The sequence below is a fragment of the Streptomyces sp. NPDC046759 genome, assembly GCF_040645475.1.
GTDB lineage: Bacteria > Actinomycetota > Actinomycetes > Streptomycetales > Streptomycetaceae > Streptomyces.
Genome location: NZ_JBEYYJ010000050.1, coordinates 23,170 through 38,317, shown reverse-complemented (window position 1 = coordinate 38,317; position 15,148 = coordinate 23,170). Strand labels below are relative to the sequence as shown.

At 71.3% G+C, this 15,148-nt stretch carries 16 protein-coding genes and 1 pseudogene; 6 read left to right on the top strand and 11 right to left on the bottom strand.

Annotation, left to right across the window (positions count from 1 at the left end; translation table 11 throughout):
- Positions 1–835: 835 nt before the first annotated feature.
- Positions 836–1,219, bottom strand: a pseudogene (locus ABZ919_RS39820) (DUF4012 domain-containing protein); the annotation flags it as partial.
- A 719-nt stretch (positions 1,220–1,938) separates the two neighbouring features.
- Positions 1,939–2,514 carry a hypothetical protein gene (locus tag ABZ919_RS39815; protein ID WP_361258663.1) on the bottom strand — a complete coding sequence of 192 codons (576 nt, stop codon included), beginning with the start codon at positions 2,512–2,514 and terminating at the stop codon, positions 1,939–1,941.
- A gap of 245 nt (positions 2,515–2,759) precedes the next feature.
- Between ABZ919_RS39815 and ABZ919_RS39810 the strand changes: the two genes are divergently transcribed.
- Positions 2,760–3,224, top strand: coding sequence for a nuclear transport factor 2 family protein (locus ABZ919_RS39810; RefSeq protein WP_361258660.1), 465 nt, complete (start codon positions 2,760–2,762; stop codon positions 3,222–3,224).
- A 149-nt stretch (positions 3,225–3,373) separates the two neighbouring features.
- On the top strand, positions 3,374–4,948 hold the full coding sequence (gene lnt, locus ABZ919_RS39805) for an apolipoprotein N-acyltransferase (protein ID WP_361258657.1): 1,575 nt from the start codon (positions 3,374–3,376) through the stop codon (positions 4,946–4,948).
- Here the strand turns inward: lnt and ABZ919_RS39800 are convergent.
- Positions 4,866–5,777 (bottom strand): Gfo/Idh/MocA family oxidoreductase, encoded by a 912-nt coding sequence (locus ABZ919_RS39800; RefSeq protein WP_361258654.1) that lies wholly within the window; start codon positions 5,775–5,777, stop codon positions 4,866–4,868. The two genes, lnt and ABZ919_RS39800, sit on opposite strands and share 83 nt — an antisense overlap.
- Positions 5,778–6,029: 252 nt before the next feature.
- On the opposite strand from ABZ919_RS39800, the gene ABZ919_RS39795 reads away from it, so the two are divergent.
- Both ABZ919_RS39795 and ABZ919_RS39790 read left to right on the top strand, forming a co-directional pair.
- Positions 6,030–6,542, top strand: a complete 513-nt coding sequence (locus ABZ919_RS39795) for a DinB family protein (protein ID WP_361258651.1) — start codon at positions 6,030–6,032, stop codon at positions 6,540–6,542.
- Between the two features lie 115 nt (positions 6,543–6,657).
- The gene (locus ABZ919_RS39790) at positions 6,658–7,128 is read left to right on the top strand and encodes a hypothetical protein (protein ID WP_361258649.1); all 471 of its coding nucleotides are present in this window, start codon (positions 6,658–6,660) and stop codon (positions 7,126–7,128) included.
- A gap of 102 nt (positions 7,129–7,230) precedes the next feature.
- Here the strand turns inward: ABZ919_RS39790 and ABZ919_RS39785 are convergent, their stop codons facing one another.
- The 7 genes from ABZ919_RS39785 to ABZ919_RS39755 all read right to left on the bottom strand — a co-directional run bounded on the left by ABZ919_RS39785 (position 7,231) and on the right by ABZ919_RS39755 (position 13,257).
- Positions 7,231–7,686: a hypothetical protein gene (locus ABZ919_RS39785; RefSeq protein ID WP_361258646.1), complete on the bottom strand. Its 456-nt coding sequence runs from the start codon at positions 7,684–7,686 to the stop codon at positions 7,231–7,233.
- A 113-nt stretch (positions 7,687–7,799) separates the two neighbouring features.
- Complete coding sequence (ung, locus tag ABZ919_RS39780; protein WP_361258643.1) at positions 7,800–8,483, bottom strand: uracil-DNA glycosylase; 684 nt, start codon at positions 8,481–8,483, stop codon at positions 7,800–7,802.
- Positions 8,484–8,590: 107 nt separating this feature from the next.
- Positions 8,591–10,168: an ABC transporter substrate-binding protein gene (locus ABZ919_RS39775; RefSeq protein WP_361258640.1), complete on the bottom strand. Its 1,578-nt coding sequence runs from the start codon at positions 10,166–10,168 to the stop codon at positions 8,591–8,593.
- A 186-nt stretch (positions 10,169–10,354) separates the two neighbouring features.
- The gene (locus ABZ919_RS39770) at positions 10,355–11,122 is read right to left on the bottom strand and encodes an SDR family oxidoreductase (protein WP_361258637.1); all 768 of its coding nucleotides are present in this window, start codon (positions 11,120–11,122) and stop codon (positions 10,355–10,357) included.
- Positions 11,123–11,135: 13 nt separating this feature from the next.
- A complete protein-coding gene (fabG, locus tag ABZ919_RS39765) occupies positions 11,136–11,897 on the bottom strand; it encodes a 3-oxoacyl-ACP reductase FabG (RefSeq protein ID WP_361258634.1) in 762 nt (253 codons plus the stop codon).
- Positions 11,898–12,046: 149 nt separating this feature from the next.
- Positions 12,047–12,496 (bottom strand): DUF3037 domain-containing protein, encoded by a 450-nt coding sequence (locus ABZ919_RS39760; RefSeq protein ID WP_361258631.1) that lies wholly within the window; start codon positions 12,494–12,496, stop codon positions 12,047–12,049.
- Positions 12,493–13,257: a HipA family kinase gene (locus ABZ919_RS39755; protein ID WP_361258628.1), complete on the bottom strand. Its 765-nt coding sequence runs from the start codon at positions 13,255–13,257 to the stop codon at positions 12,493–12,495. The genes ABZ919_RS39760 and ABZ919_RS39755 overlap by 4 nt, the downstream gene beginning before the upstream one ends.
- Positions 13,258–13,418: 161 nt before the next feature.
- Between ABZ919_RS39755 and ABZ919_RS39750 the strand changes: the two genes are divergently transcribed.
- Positions 13,419–13,910, top strand: a complete 492-nt coding sequence (locus ABZ919_RS39750; protein WP_361258625.1) for a Rieske (2Fe-2S) protein — start codon at positions 13,419–13,421, stop codon at positions 13,908–13,910.
- Positions 13,911–13,916: 6 nt separating this feature from the next.
- Here ABZ919_RS39750 and ABZ919_RS39745 read toward each other — a convergent pair whose 3' ends face one another.
- Entirely contained in the window at positions 13,917–14,561 is a 645-nt protein-coding gene (locus ABZ919_RS39745; protein ID WP_361258622.1) for a cysteine hydrolase, read from the bottom strand.
- Positions 14,562–14,675: 114 nt separating this feature from the next.
- On the opposite strand from ABZ919_RS39745, the gene ABZ919_RS39740 reads away from it, so the two are divergent.
- A complete protein-coding gene (locus ABZ919_RS39740) occupies positions 14,676–15,146 on the top strand; it encodes a pyridoxamine 5'-phosphate oxidase family protein (RefSeq protein WP_361258619.1) in 471 nt (156 codons plus the stop codon).
- Positions 15,147–15,148: the final 2 nt, after the last annotated feature.

Genomic DNA, 15,148 nt, shown 5'->3' with positions numbered 1-15,148 from the left:
ATGGCCCTGATGAGCTCCTCGATCGGCGTCGGCGGCGGCCTCGCGCTGCCCGCCGCGGCCCTGGTCGCCCAGCACACGAACTGGCGGGCTTGACCGTGGTCCGCAGCGGTGTCACCAGGGCCTGGCGCAGAATCGTCGGGGCACCGTCGGCGTTCGGCTCGCGGAGATGCAGCACGAGGGTCCGGCTGGACTGCCGGGGCAGCTCCAGGTCGAGGGTGTACGCCGGGTGGCCGCGTTCGACGCCGCGGATCAGGGTGACCGGACGGCCGTCCAGAGTGGCGCGCGTGAGCCTGGCTCCCATGCCGGCGTAGTAGGTCAGGAGGAGCCGGTTGTCTCCCGGCCGGGTCCGGTAGGGCGGGGCGTCCACCCGTTGGGTGACGTACTCGGGCAGACCCGAGCCCGGCGCCCGGTTGGTGAGGGTCACGGTCGCGGTGACGGACCGGCCGGTGTCCAGGCAGGCGCCCGGGGCCCAGACGAGGCTGCGGTCCAGGTAGTAGTCGAGCTTGGTGCCGGCCGCGTTGTTCACGACGAGCCCGGCGAACGGCCCCGGCGTGTCGGGGAGCACGCCTGCGAACGGACGCGTCTGAAGCAGTCGCTGCTCGCCCCGGTGCGCGCTCCATACCTGGAGCCGGCCCTCCCGCTCGACGTCGTGCACGGCACTCAGCAGCGCGGGGATCAGACGGGGGTCGCCGGTCGCTTTCATCAGCCGGCCTGCGGCCGCACGGGCGGCCTCCACGAAGTACGCCTTGCGCCGGGCGACATCGTCGTACTTTGCGTAGGCGGCCCGTTCGGTGGTGTCCACGGCGTTGTCGGCGCTGAGTTGGGTGCCGTCGGGCAGCCGGGCGGGCCCGGTGGCGCGGAGGAGAAGGCCGAGCGCGGAGGGGTCGATGGCGATCGCACCGTCGAGGCGCTCACCGCTGTGACTCCGCCAGTCCGCGGTCCAGATGCGGGCCGCGTACGGGAAGTGCGGGCTCATGTTGGAGTTGGCCCAGAGAGTCTGGGGTCCGTTGTCCCCGTACTGCGCTGTGAACTCGGCGCCGAGGTCGATGTCCGCGTGGCTGCCGTCCATCTCGGTGTTGTTGCCGAAGTGCTCGAAGGACAGGCGGCCCCGGTCGGCCCGCAGCACGGCGAAGGCACCCGGGAGGCCTCCGGTGCCGCGCGCTTCGGCCGTGTTCTGGAAAGCGAGGAGGTACCGCCGTTCTCCGTGCGCCCCGAGCATGGAGGGCGCCACACGTGCCGCGACGGCGACGTCGCGGGTCTGCGGGACGAGGCGGTCCATCTGGTCCGACAGCTGCGCTCGGGCGCGGTCGGCCGCCGACAGCCAGGTGGAGCCGGGCAGGTGATGGGCGTCGTCCTGTACCTCGGCCGCGACACGCGCGGCGCGGGCGAACGCGGACGCCTGGCTCTCCAACTCGGTGAGGACATGCGGGATACCGCCCTCGTGTGCGCCCGCCGAGAATCGGGGGACGGCGCGGACAAGCGGCGGCAGCACGGCTCCGGCCAGTCTGTCCGAGGCCTGTGCGATGCCTCGTACGGTCTCGAAAGGCCCACCGACCAGGGGCAGTCGGGCCACGGTGTACCAGGCCGGTCCGGTGGTCAGGTCGTGTGCGGAAGCCGCGTGTCCAGCCGCGGAACGCAGCAGTCGTTCCTGCTCGGACTCGCCCGGGGCGCCCGCTGCGACAGCGGGGGCCGGGTGGGACGCCGCCGACGCAGCAACCGACTTCCGCAGTGCGTTCAGGTCGTTCTGGGCGGCGAGCAGCTCGTGGCGGGCGAGCACGCCGGTGAGTCCGATCCAGGCGACCGCCGCCGCCGGAACGGCGGCGGCGGCCAGCAGCGCGTTCCTGACCAGATGGCCAGGAACGCGCCGGCGTGCCCGGGGCGCGTCCGGCGTGCGACCGGAACGCCCCGAAGGGAAGGACAGACGTGTTTCGGACAGCGTCATGAGTTGCTGCGACGGCGCACGATCAGCATGGTGCCTGCACCTGTTGCGATCAGAGCGGCGGCCGTGCCACCCAGGACCGCTTCCTTCGTGTGGTCGGCACCGGTGTGCGCGAGGTGCGGCTTGTGCGGTTGCTTGTCGTCACAGCCGTGCTCGCCCTTGCCGTGCCCGTCGTCGCCGTGCTCGTCATCGCCGTGCTCGTCGTCGCCGTGCTCGCCCTTGCCGTGCCCGTCGTCGCCGTGCTCGTCGTCGCCGTGCTCGCCCTTGCCGTGCCCGTCGTCGCCGTGCTCGTCGTCGCCGTGCTCGCCCTTGCCGTGCTCGTCATTGCCGTGCTCGTCGCAGCCCTGCTCGTCGCAACCGTGCTCGTCATTGCCGTGCTCGTCATCGCCGTGCTCGTCGTCGCCGTGCTCGTCGCCGTGCTCGTCGCCGTGCTCGTCGCAGCCGTGGTGCGGCGGCTTCGGCGGGTAGGGGGTGTGCGTCGGATGTGGGGGGTAGGGGGTGCCGGCGGCGTAGGCGGTCGCCGCACCTGCCAGCGGTGCGGCGAAGAGCGCAGCGGCCGCGGCTGCCGACGCCACAACAGATCGCCATCTAGGCGATGTCGTCATCTTTTCCACTCTCCTCGACTTGGGAGCCCGAATTCGGTGGGGCAGCTCCAGCACCTGGATAATGGAATAAGTAGGAATTTGACAGCACAAATCACATGATGGCGCCCATAAGCCGCCGGATGGTGTAACGCAAGGAGAACCCCGACGTTCCCCGCGCCGCCGAATGTCCCGGCGCGCCTCTTGGCTCCGCGCCCGCCATGCCCAACACTGTGCCGATGACGCAGCGCGCTGAGCTCGCGACCGTGATGGACCGGCTGGCCGTGGACGGGGTGGTCACCGAGTACGCGATGGCCGTCGACGACGGTGACTGGACGGCGTACCGCGCGCTGTTCACCGCGGACGGGCGGGCCGACTACCGTTCGGCCGGCGGCATCGAAGGGGACACCCGGCAGGTGGCGGCGTGGCTCGCGGAGAGCCTGGCGGTGTTCGCCATGCGCCAGCATCTGATCGTCAATCGCCAGGTGCGGTTCGGCGCCCTGGAGCACGACACCGGCGACACCGCCTCGGTACGGGCCGACTACCTCAACCCGATGCGGTTCGCATCCGACGCCGGCCCCGCGGAACCGGACCTCGTCTGCGGCGGCCGCTACACCTTCGCGCTGCTGCGCACGGCGGAGGGCTGGCGGCTGCGCGAGGTGGTCGTACACGAGAAGTGGCGCCGTCTCACACCGACGCCCTAGGGGCACCGAGGCACCGCGTGCCCGGCCGCGAACAGCGACGCAGACGTGCCCGGCAACCGCCCGGCCCGAGCTCTGCGGCGCACCAGCGCACTGTCGGAGATCGCTTCCGGCGCGCACACTGGGACCAGAGCTGGGTACGGAGGGTCCGTATGAGGACGATCGACCAACTGCTGACCTCTCCCTGGCGCCGTTCCTGCGCCGCCGCCCTCGCGGGTGCCCTGCCCGTGCTCGCGTTCCCGGCGCCGGCGCTGTGGTGGTTCGCGTACGTCGCCCTGGTGCCCTGGATCCTGCTGGCCCGCTCTGCGCCGACCGGGCGGCGGGCGGCGTACGACGGCTGGAGCGGCGGCTTCGGCTTCCTGGTGGCCGTGCACCACTGGCTGCTGCCGAGCCTGCACGTTTTCATCTTCCTGATCGCCGCGCTGCTGGGCGCGCTCTGGGCGCCCTGGGCCTGGCTGGTGCGGCGCTTCCTGGGTGAGCGGCCGGCACCGGGCCGGGGTGCCGCCGCGCTGCTGGTGCTGCCGTCCGCCTGGCTGATGGTGGAGCTGGTGCGCTCCTGGCAGGGGCTGGGCGGGCCGTGGGGCATGCTGGGCGCCAGCCAGTGGCAGGTGTCACCGGCGCTGCGGCTGGCCTCCGTCGGCGGAGTGTGGCTGCTCAGCTTTGTGGTGGTGGCCGTCAACGTGGCGGCGGCCGTGCTGATATCCGTGCGCGAGTCCCGGATGCCGGCCGTGGCCTCCCTGGTCGCCACGGCCGCCGCGACGACGGCCGCGTGGGCGTGGGCGCCCCGCCCGCAGATCGACGGGCGGATGCGGATCGCCGTCGTACAGCCGGGAGTCGTGGACGGGCAGGACAGCGGCGGGAAGCGTTTCGCGCGGGAGGAGCAGCTGACCCGGCGGCTCGCCGGGCAGGACGTCGACCTGGTCGTGTGGGGCGAGTCCAGCGTCGGCTTCGATCTGGGCGACCGGCCCGACCTGGCCCGGCGGGTCGCCGCGCTGTCCCGCGAGACGGGCGCGGACGTGCTGGTGAACGTGGACGCCCGCCGCTCCGACCGCCCCGGCATCTACAAGAGTTCGGTGCTGGTCGGCCCGGACGGCCCGACGGGCGACCGGTACGACAAGATGCGGCTCGTGCCGTTCGGCGAGTACATACCGGCCCGCTCCGTCCTCGGCTGGGCCACCTCGGTCGGCAAGGCGGCCGGCGAGGACCGCAGGCGGGGCACCGAGCAGGTCGTGATGAGCGTCGGGCACGGCCTGCGGATCGGCCCCCTGATCTGTTTCGAGACCGCGTTCCCCGACATGAGCCGGCATCTGGCGCAGGACGGCGCCGACGTGCTGCTCGGCCAGTCCTCCACCTCCTCCTTCCAGGACAGCTGGGCCCCGCAGCAGCATGCCTCGCTGGCCGCGCTCAGGGCGGCGGAGACCGGTCGCCCGATGGTGCACGCGACCCTGACCGGCGTCTCGGCCGTGTACGGTCCCGGCGGACAGCGGCTCGGCCCCTGGCTCGGCACCGGCGCGAGCGCGGCACGTGTGTACGACGTACCGCTCGCACACGGCATCACGCCGTACGTCCGCTACGGCGACTGGCCCGTGGGCGGGGCGCTGCTGGTGCTGACGGCGCTGTGCGCGACCGAGGGAGTGCGGGCGCTCAGGCTGCGGCGGAGCGGTCCCGCACCGCTCGTACCACCCGCTCGCACAGCTCATGAGTCGCCAGCGCGTCCCGGGCGCTGAGCACCTTGCCGGCGCGCACGGCGTCGAGGAAGGCGAGCGCCGCCTGCTCGATGCCGCGCTGCCGGGCCACCGGTACCCAGTCGCCGCGCCGGCGCACGGTCGGCTGCCCCTTGTGGTCGATCACCTCGGCGAGGTTGAGCACCTGACGCTTGGTGTCCTGCCCGGAGACCTCCAGGACCTCCTCGGTGGAGCCGCTGAGCCGGTTCATCACGCCGAGCGCGGTGAAACCGTCCCCGCCGAGCTGGAGCACGACGTGCTGCAGCAGCCCGTCCTCGACGCGCGCACGGACCGTGACGTCGTCGACCGGGCCCGGCACCAGGAACCGCAGGGTGTCGACGACGTGGATGAAGTCGTCCAGGATCATCGCGCGCGGTTCCTCGGGCAGCCCGATCCGGTTCTTCTGCATGAGGATCAGCTCGCGCGGATGGTCCCGGCACTGCACGTACCCGGGGGCGTACCGGCGGTTGAAGCCGACGGACAGGGAGATGCCGCGCTCCTCGGCGAGGGCCACCAGCCGTTCGGAGTCGGCGAGTTCGTAGGCGAGCGGCTTGTCCACGTACGTCGGGACGCCCGCCTGGAGCAGCCGGGTGACGATCTCGGGGTGGACGGCGGTCGGGGCGTGCACGAAGGCCGCGTCGAGGCCTTCGGCGAGCAGGGAGTCGAGCGTGGTGTGCCGCCGGCCGGCCGGCAGGTGCAGGCTGTCGGCGACCCGGTCGAGGGTGGCGGGCGTCCGGGTCTGCAGGTGCAGGTCGACTCCCGGCTGCACGCCCAGCACCGGCAGGTACGCCTTCTGCGCGATGTCCCCGAGTCCGATGCAGCCGACCTTCACGTGCTCTCCCCTGCCGCCGTCCTGCGTGTGTGTCCTCGGCAGCATACGGCGGCCGCGAGTCGGCTTTGCCGTCGAAGCCGCGCAGGAGGAGCGCGGGGCCGGCCTTCCGACAGGGCCGGAGCACGGCGTCGTGTACGGCGACGGTGACGGGTTGCCGGCCGGGTCCGGGCGGGCGACCTCGACGGCCTGGTGGCGACCTCGGCGGTATGAAATTGCCTGGTCGTGCACGCGGCCTTCGGTCAAGATACGGACATGACAATCGAACGCCGAGAGCCCGCCCTGAACGCCGGTGAACGCGCCATGCTGGAAGGCTGGCTGGACTATCACCGCCAGACGCTGGCGTGGAAGTGCGAGGGCCTGACCGACGCACAGCTGCGCACGCAGCCCCTCGAACCCTCCGAGCTGTCGCTGCTGGGCCTGGTCCGCCATCTGTCGGAAGTGGAGCGGTTCTGGTTCCACGAGGTGCTGCTGGGCGAGGACCCGGGGATCCTGTACTGCACGGAGGAGGATCCGGACGGCGACTTCCACTTCACCGAAGCGGCCACCTGGGACAAGACGTACGCCGTCTGGCAGGACGAGATCGAGAACGCCCGCCGCAACGCCGCCGGCCTCGGCCTCGACGACTTCTCCCGGGGCAGGAGCCGGTCCAGCGGGGAAGCCTTCAACCTGCGCTGGATCTACACCCACATGATCGAGGAGTACGCCCGGCACAACGGTCACGCCGACCTGATCCGCGAGCGGATCGACGGCGCCACCGGCGACTGAACGTCACCTCCCGTACTCCGGAACCCTCCGTACGGGCCACGAGATCACCCGTGCGGGGGCATCAACCTCGGCTCTCTGCTGCCAAGCGGGGGGCCGACCCAGCAGAGTTGCCCGGGTGCATCGAACGACGACCACCGCAGCGCTCCTGGCCACCGTGGCCGTCTCGGCCCTCTCCGGCTGTGTGACGGTACAGCGTCCGGCGACACCGCCCGCGCCGACCCGGGGCACGGCGCCCCCGCTGCCGACGGCGCCGCGAGCGGACGGCAGTGCGGAGCCCCGGGTGGTGCAGGCACCGGCCCAGGAGGCACTGGAGATGACCGGCCCCTCCCGGCGTCCGAAGCGTGCGGCGCCCACCGTCCCACGTCGCCGGGCCGAGGAGCCCCCGGTCGTACACCGTCCACCGGCACCTCCAGCGGCTCCGCCGCGCGCCCGCGAGCACCCCCGGCAGTCGCACACCGCCCTCCCGGACCTGCCGCAGCCGGTCCCGAGGACGCCCTCGGACGTCTGCGCCCTGGGCAGAAAGTACGGCGGCTGGCGCACGGACAGCCCGGAGTCGGTGATCTGCGACCAGGCGTACGGCCGCTGAAGCGCCTCCAAGGGGCGGGGCTGTGCCGATGTGCGGCTTCGCCGTGGGCGTGACGAGACGCGACAGAGCCGCAGCTGTACCACGCCGCGGTCCGGCCGGCTCTCAGGCGCCCTCGCCGAGCCGCAACCCCAGCCGCTCGATGGCCGCCCGCACCCCGTTGCCGTACCCGTCGTCGGCCAGGGCGTCCGCGGCCTCGCGCGCCCGGCGCACATGGCTGCGGGCGGCCTCGTCCCGGCCCAGCTTCACGTAGTCGGCGGCAAGATTGAGATGGAGCGAGGGAAACAGCCCTCGCACGCTCGGCGGAGCGTCCCGCTCCGCCGCCGCCGACAACGCCCGGAGATCCCAGGCGAGTTCGGCCTCCGGGTCGTCCTGTGTGTCCGCGAGATAGTGGGCCAGGGTGCAGCGGTGCAGCGGGGCGCCGTCCTCGCCGATCTCCGCCCACAGGTCCAGAAAACGCGTGCGGGCCTCCTCGCGGTCGCCGCCGTGGTGCAGCATCACGACCTGCCCGATCCGCGTCAGCACGGCGTCCGGCGCCGCCTGCTCCTGTTGCTCCGCCACGGTTGCCCTCCGGGCTGTCGGCCGTTGTGTGGTGCTGACGCTAAACGGCGCCGCGCGGATTCCTCGGCAGGCGGCGCCGTTGTGCGGTGGGCGCTCCCCCCGGCCCTGCGATCTCAGACCAGATTCGGGAGCCGCCAGTCGACCGGCTCATGCCCCTGCAGGGCGATCGCCTCGTTGATCTGGGTGAACGGGCGGGAGCCGAAGAACTTCTTCGCGGACAGCGGCGAGGGGTGCGCGCCCTTGACCACCACGTGCCGGGTCTCGTCGATCAGCGGCAGCTTCTTCTGCGCGTAGTTGCCCCAGAGGACGAAGACCGCCGGGTCGGGGCGGGAGGCCACCGCGCGGATCACCGCGTCGGTGAACTTCTCCCAGCCTTTGCCCTTGTGCGAGTTGGCCTCACCGGCGCGGACCGTGAGCACCGCGTTGAGCAGCAGCACGCCCTGCCGGGCCCACGGCATCAGATAGCCGTTGTCCGGGACCGGCAGGCCCAGCTCCTCCTTCATCTCCTTGTAGATGTTCCTCAGGGAGGGCGGGGTCTTCACGCCGGGGCGGACCGAGAAGCACAGGCCGTGGCCCTGGCCCTCGCCGTGGTACGGGTCCTGGCCCAGGACGAGGACCTTGACCTGTTCGTACGGCGTCGCGTCCAGCGCCGCGAAGACCTCCTCGCGCGGCGGGTAGACGGGACCCTTCGCCCGCTCCTCCTCGACGAACTCGGTCAGCTCCTTGAAGTAGGGCTGCTGCAGCTCGTCGCCCAGAACCCCGCGCCAGGACTCGGGCAGCATGGCGATGTCGGTCACGTCAACGTCCTCACGATGTCAATCAACTACTGCGTGCGGTCACTTCCAGGCTTCAGAACCTACAGGCGACCACTGACAACGGGCACGCCAACGCCAGTGCACCGGCCTCACCAGCTGGTCTTGCGGTGCAGCTCCCACATCATCATGATCGTCGACGGGTCGAGCGCCTGCTCGCCGCCGGAGATGTCCTCGCTGGCGGCGATGAACTGCCGGCCCTGCCACAGCGGGATCAGCCGGGCGTCGTTCACCATGATGTGCTGGGCCTGCTCCATGTCCTTGACCGTCTGGGCGCGATCGCTCTCCGCGCGCGAGTGGGGCAGCAGCTGGCCGGTGATCTCCTTGGACGAGTAGGGCGTGCCGAGCGCGTTGTGCTCACCTACGAACGGGGCGATGAAGTTGTCCGCGTCGGGGAAGTCCGGGAACCAGCCGCGGCCGAACACGGGGTACTCGCCCTTCTGGTAGCCGACCACATAGGTCTTCCAGGGGCGGCTCTTCAGCGTGATCGTGAACAGCCCGGAGGCCTCCAGCTGCCGCTTCAGCTCCTGGAACATCAGCGCTGTCTCGGAGCCGTACCGGTCGGTGGTGTACCAGAGGGTGAGCGGGACGCGCTGGTGGATGCCCGCGGCGGAGAGCACCTTGCGGGCCTTGGGCACGCTCGGGTCGCCGTAGTCGTCGAAGAAGCCGGTGGTGTGTCCGGTCAGTCCCTTGGGGACCATCGAGTACAGCGGGTCCACCGTGTCCTTGTAGACCTTGTGCGCGATGGCGCCCCGGTCGACGATCTGGGCGACGGCCCGGCGCACGGCCGGCTGCCTGGCCCAGGAGTCCTTGGGGTTGAAGACGAGGTAGCTGATGTCGATGCCGGTGCCGTCGACCAGCTGCAGGTTGCTGTTGCCGTGCTGCTGGAGGGCGAGGATGTCGTCGGCGGCCAGGCCGCGGTAGGTGACGTCGATCTGCTTGTCCCGCAGCGCCTTGACCATTCCGGCGGAGTCCTGGAAGTAGCGGATGGTCACGGCGTCGTTCTGCCGCTCGGCGAAGCCCTGGTAGTTCCCGTTGGCGACGAGGACGGCCTGCTTGTCCTCCTCGTACGACTGGACCTTGTACGGTCCGGAGCCGTAGACCTTGTCGTCCTTGCGCAGGGAGCGCGCCGGGTAGTCGTCCGGGTCCACGATCGACATGGCGGGGGTGGCCAGCACGAACGGGAACGTGGCGTCGGACTGGTTGAGGTGGAAGACGATCTCGCGGTCGCCGATCGCCTGCACCCGGTCCAGGCTGCCGAGCAGGGGGGCGGGTCCGCCGGGGGCGTCGATGGTGCGGATGCGGTCGATGGAGTGCTTGACGGCCTGGGCGTTCAGCGCGTCACCGTCGGCGAACTTCATGCCCGGACGCAGCCTGCAGCGATAGGTGCGGCTGGAGGAGTCGGTGAAGGCGCAGTGCTCGGCGGCGTCGGGCTGGGGGGTGGTGGCACCGTTGGGGTAGGCGAGCAGCGTCTGGAAGATGTTCCGGTACAGCTCCCAGGAGCCGTCGTAGGCGCCGGCCGGGTCCAGCGTGCTCGGGGCGCTGGTGGTGCCCACGACGATGGGGCCCTTCCCGTCACCGCCGCCGTCGGACAGCAGGCCGCAGCCGGCCACCAGGGATATGGACGCGATCGCCGCGACTCTCCGCAGGAATCGGTTCCGGTTGAACACGCGCACACTCCTCGATCTGCCATACCAAGGGTCGGCAGACCATACCGCAGCGTTCGGCGCCGTGAACCGTCCCTGAAACGGGACTTCTTGATCGATTCGGCGATGACCACGTTGTCATTTCGCTATGCGGATTCTGGACCGCATCCGGGCGCCGATCCGTCCGAAAATCGGCGCCCGGAAGGTTGCTCAGCCGACTCCGGCGTTGAGGAAGAGGCCGCCGTCCACGACGAGCGTCTGGCCGGTGATCCATTCGGACTGCCCGGAGGTGAGGAACGCGGCGGCCCCGCCGATGTCCGAGGGCACGCCGAGCCGGGCGAGCGGGTAGGCGGCGGCCGCCTCCTCCTCCCGGTTCTCGTACAGGGCCTGCGCGAACTTGGTCTTGACGACGGCCGGGGCGATCGCGTTGACGCGCACCTTCGGAGCGAACTCGTGCGCGAGCTGCTGGGTCAGGTTGATCATCGCGGCCTTGCTGACGCCGTAGGCACCGATGAACGGCGAGGGCGCGAGACCCGCGATCGAGGCGATGTTGACGATCGCGCCGCCGTTGTCCTTCTGCCAGGCGTGCCAGGTCTTCTGGGCGAAGCCGAGCGCGGAGATCACGTTGGTCTCGAAGACCTTGCGGGCGACCTCCAGGTCGAGGTCGGCGATCGGGCCGAAGACCGGGTTGGTGCCGGCGTTGTTGACCAGGAAGTCGAGGCGGCCGAAGGCCTCCATGGTGCGCTCGACGGCCTCGGCCTGATGGGCCAGGTCGTGCGCCTTGCCGGCGACGCCGAGGACCCGGTCCGAGCCGAGCTTCTCGACGGCCTCCTTCAGGGCGTCCTCGTTGCGGCCGGTGATGCACACGCGGTCGCCACGGGCGACGAGCGCCTCGGCGACGCCGTAGCCGATGCCGCGGCTGGCGCCCGTGACGAGGGCGACTCTGCCCGAGAGTTCGGGGAGTTCAGCGGAAGTCATGTACCTGTATCCCTTAGTTCAGCGGTCCGCCGGCGACGTACAGCACCTGGCCGGAGACGAAGCCGGCCGCCTCGCCGGTGAAGAAGGCGATGGCGTTGGCGATGTCCTCCGGCTCGCCGACGCGCTGCACCGGGATCTGGGTGGCGGCGGCCTTCTTGAAATCGTCGAAGCCCATGCCGACCCGGTCGGCGGTGGCCTTGGTCATCTCGGTGGCGATGAAACCGGGGGCGACGGCGTTGGCGGTGATGCCGAACTTGCCCAGTTCGATGGCGAGGGTCTTGGTGAAGCCCTGCAGACCGGCCTTGGCGGCGGAGTAGTTGGCCTGGCCGCGGTTGCCGAGCGCCGAGGAGGAGGACAGGTTGACGACACGGCCCCAGCCGGCGTCGACCATGTGCTTCTGGACGGCCTTGGTCATCAGGAACGAGCCGCGCAGGTGCACGTTCAGGACGGTGTCCCAGTCGGAGACACTCATCTTGAACAGCAGGTTGTCCCGCAACACGCCGGCGTTGTTGACCAGGATGGTCGGCGCGCCCAGTTCCTCGACGACCCGGGCGACGGCCGCCTCGACCTGTGCCTCGTCGGACACGTCGGCGCCGACCGCGATCGCCCTGCCGCCGGCGGCGGTGATCTTCTCGACGGTGTCCTTGCAGGCGGCCTCGTCCAGGTCGATCACGGCGACCGCGCGACCCTCGGCGGCCAGTCGTACGGCGGTGGCGGCGCCGATGCCGCGTGCCGCGCCGGTGACTACCGCGACCCGCTGTTCAGTGGTGGACATTGCTGCTTCTCCTCGCCCTTGAGAGAACCTTTCGGGGCCCTTGGCAGTGAACCCCCGGTGCGGTGAGCGACCGCTTAGTACCTTCAGTACAGGTGACGCTAGAAGCCCTGGCACCCGGTGTCAACGGCACACCGGGTGCGTGTGATCCATTACCTCACCAGCAGGTCCAGCAACCGTTCCGTCTCGGCCGCCGGGTCGGTGGTCAGACCGGTGTGCACGGGGCCCGGCTGCACGACCGTGGAGCGGGACGCGATCAGCCAGCGGAAACGGCGCCCGGCGTCGTCCGCGGCAGCCTGCCCGGCCTCCTCGCCGCCCGCGCAGTGCCGCTCGACCGCACCGAGAGCGGCCCGGATCCCGGCCACGTCCGCCTGCGGGTCCAGGGCGAGCAGCCGGGACTCGTCCAGGTGGGTGCGGGCGCCCACGTAGGCCCGGGCGCGGCTGTAGACGACCACGCCGGCGTTGATGCACTCGCCGCGCTCGACGCGCGGCACGACCCGCAGCAGCGCGTACTCGAACACGTCCCGGTCGCCGCCCTGGCCCGCCCGGGTGATGTGCCGCTCGGTGACGTGGCCGGCCATGTGGATGTGCGTCTCGCTCACTTGGTCCCCTCGATGCCGGTGATGCGCCCGGCGATGACGGCCGCCCGCGCGAGCAGCGGCCTGGCGTAGGCCCGGCGCAGGTCGTCCGGGGTGTCGAAGCCCGGCTCGTCGACGAGCCAGGCGTCGGGGATCTCGGCGGTGACCTCGGCGAGCAGGTCCTCGGTGACCCGGGGTGCCAGCTCGGCCGCGGCGGCGGTGACGTCCGGGGCGAAGCGGGCGAGAGCGTGGTCGCAGGCGGCGTAGGGACGGGCCGCCGAGGAGTCGGCGGACGGCCAGTTGTGGTGCCAGATCATCGTGGCACCGTGATCGATGAGCCACAGCCCGCCGCGGTGTACGAGGAGGTTGGGGTTGCGCCAGGACCGGTCCACGTTGTTGATCAGCGCGTCGAACCAGACGATCCGGCCGGCCTCCTCGGGGCTCACCGGGAAGGCGAGCGGGTCGTAGCCGAGGGCGCCGGAGAGGAAGTCCATGCCGAGGTTGGTGCCGCCGCTGGACCTGAGCAGGTCCTGCACCTGCTGCTCGGGCTCGCCGAGCCCGAGGACCGGGTCCAGCTCGACGGTGACCAGGCGGGGCATCCGGAAGCCGAGGCGGCGGGCGAGTTCGCCGCACACCACCTCGGCGACCAGTGTCTTGCGGCCCTGTCCGGCGCCGGTGAACTTCAGGACGTAGGTCCCGAAGTCGTCGGCCTCGACGAGCCCCGGCAGCGAGCCGCCCTCACGCAGGGGCGTGACGTAACGGGTCGCGGTGACTTCCTTGAGCATCGCCCCAGGTTACTGGGGGCGGCCGACAGCGGGCGCACAGCTGCGGCTTACGGCCGTCTCATGCCCGGACGGCAAGGATCTGGGTGCCCGTCTGAACGGGTGGCGCCCGGGCGCCGTACCCCTGGACGGATCACGAGAAGCTCCGCGGAAGGGAACCCCACATGAGCAGCGCATCGCCCCAGCCCACTGCGGGACCGGCCCGCCGTACCGTCGTGGCGGCGGCCGGAGCGGCGGGGCTCGCCGCCGCGCTGACCGCCTGCGGTTCGGGCGACAACTCGTCCGGCACGGCCGACACCGGTTCCGGGTCCGGGTCCTCCGGGACCGGTGGCTCCACCGGTTCCACCGGCACCACGCAGGCCGGCGGCGGCGCCGCCCTCGCCAAGACGTCCGACATCCCCGAGGGCGGCGGAAAGGTGTTCAAGGACCAGGGCGTCGTGGTCACCCAGCCGGCGGCGGGCCAGTACAAGGCGTTCTCGTCCAAGTGCACCCATCAGGGGTGTGCGGTGGGCAGCGTGGCGAACGGCGTGATCGTGTGCCCGTGTCACAACAGCCACTTCTCCGCCGAGGACGGCAGCGTGAAGCAGGGTCCCGCGACCCAGCCGCTGCCCGCGGCGAAGATCACCGTCTCCGGCGACGAGATCAAGCTGGCCTGAGCCGCTTCACGCTCGCCGGTGCGCCCGCTCCAGGCAGCCGAGCACCTCGTCGGTGGTCGAGACCGTGGCGACCAGCGCGAGGGTGTGCCGGATCATCGCGGGGGTGTAGTCGGCCGGCACTCCCGCGATGGCGTCGGCCGGGACGACGGCGGCGTAGCCGAGGTTGACCGCGTCGAACACGGCGTTGGGGACCGCGACGTTGGCGGAGACACCGGCGACGATCAGCGTGCGGCAGCCGAGGTTGCGCAGCAGGGCGTCGACGTCGGTGCCGTGGAGCGGGGACAGCCCGTGCAGTCGGCGCACGACCAGATCCTCCTCGGCGACCTCGATCTCCGGCGCGACCCGCACCGCCGTGCTGCCGCTCAGCTGCTGCACGGGAAGCCGCTCGGCGGCCCGGAACAGCCGCGCGTTGCGACTCGCTCCGCGGCCGTCCGGGCGGCGCTCGGCGATCGCGTGGACGACCTGCACACCGGTTCCGTGCGCGGCGGCGACCAGCCGCGCCACGTTGCGCAGCGCACCGGAGGAGCGGGCCTCGCGGGCGAGTTCGGGCAAGGCGCTGTCCGGTCCGACGACCCCCTGCTGGCACTCCACGGTGAGCAGGACCGTGCTCACCGGGTCGAGGCGTTCGCTGAGCTGTGCGTGCGACGGCATGGCGTGCCCCTTCGAAGCTGTGTGGAGCCGACCCGTTTCCTTTTCTGACGTGATGTCAGAGGATCACCAGCACACGATAGTTCTCTGGCACGACGTGGGAGAAGAGGGGGCCGCATGACCGTCACACAGCAGCGCCGGGGCCGGAAGATCATGATGACGCCCGGTGAGCTCGACGAGTTCCTCACCACTCAGCGCACCTGCCGGGTCGCGACCGTCTCGGCGGACGGCACCCCGCATGTCAGCGCACTCTGGTTCGCCTGGGACGGCACCTCGCTGTGGCTGTACTCGGTGGTGCGCAGCAGGCGCTGGGCGCAGCTGCAGCGCGATCCCCGGGTGGCCGTCGTGGTCGACTCGGGCGAGGAGTACGACCAGTTGCGCGGGGTCGAGCTGTCCGGCCGGGTGGAGTTCGTGGGCGAGGTGCCGCGCACCGGGGAGCTGTGCGCCGAGCTCGACACGGCCGAGACGCTGTTCGCGCGGAAGAACTTCGGCCTGGACGAGATGCCGCACGACGGCCGGCACGCCTGGGCCCGGCTGGCCCCTGAGAAGATCGTGTCCTGGGACTTCCGCAAGCTGGGCGGCGCCTAGTG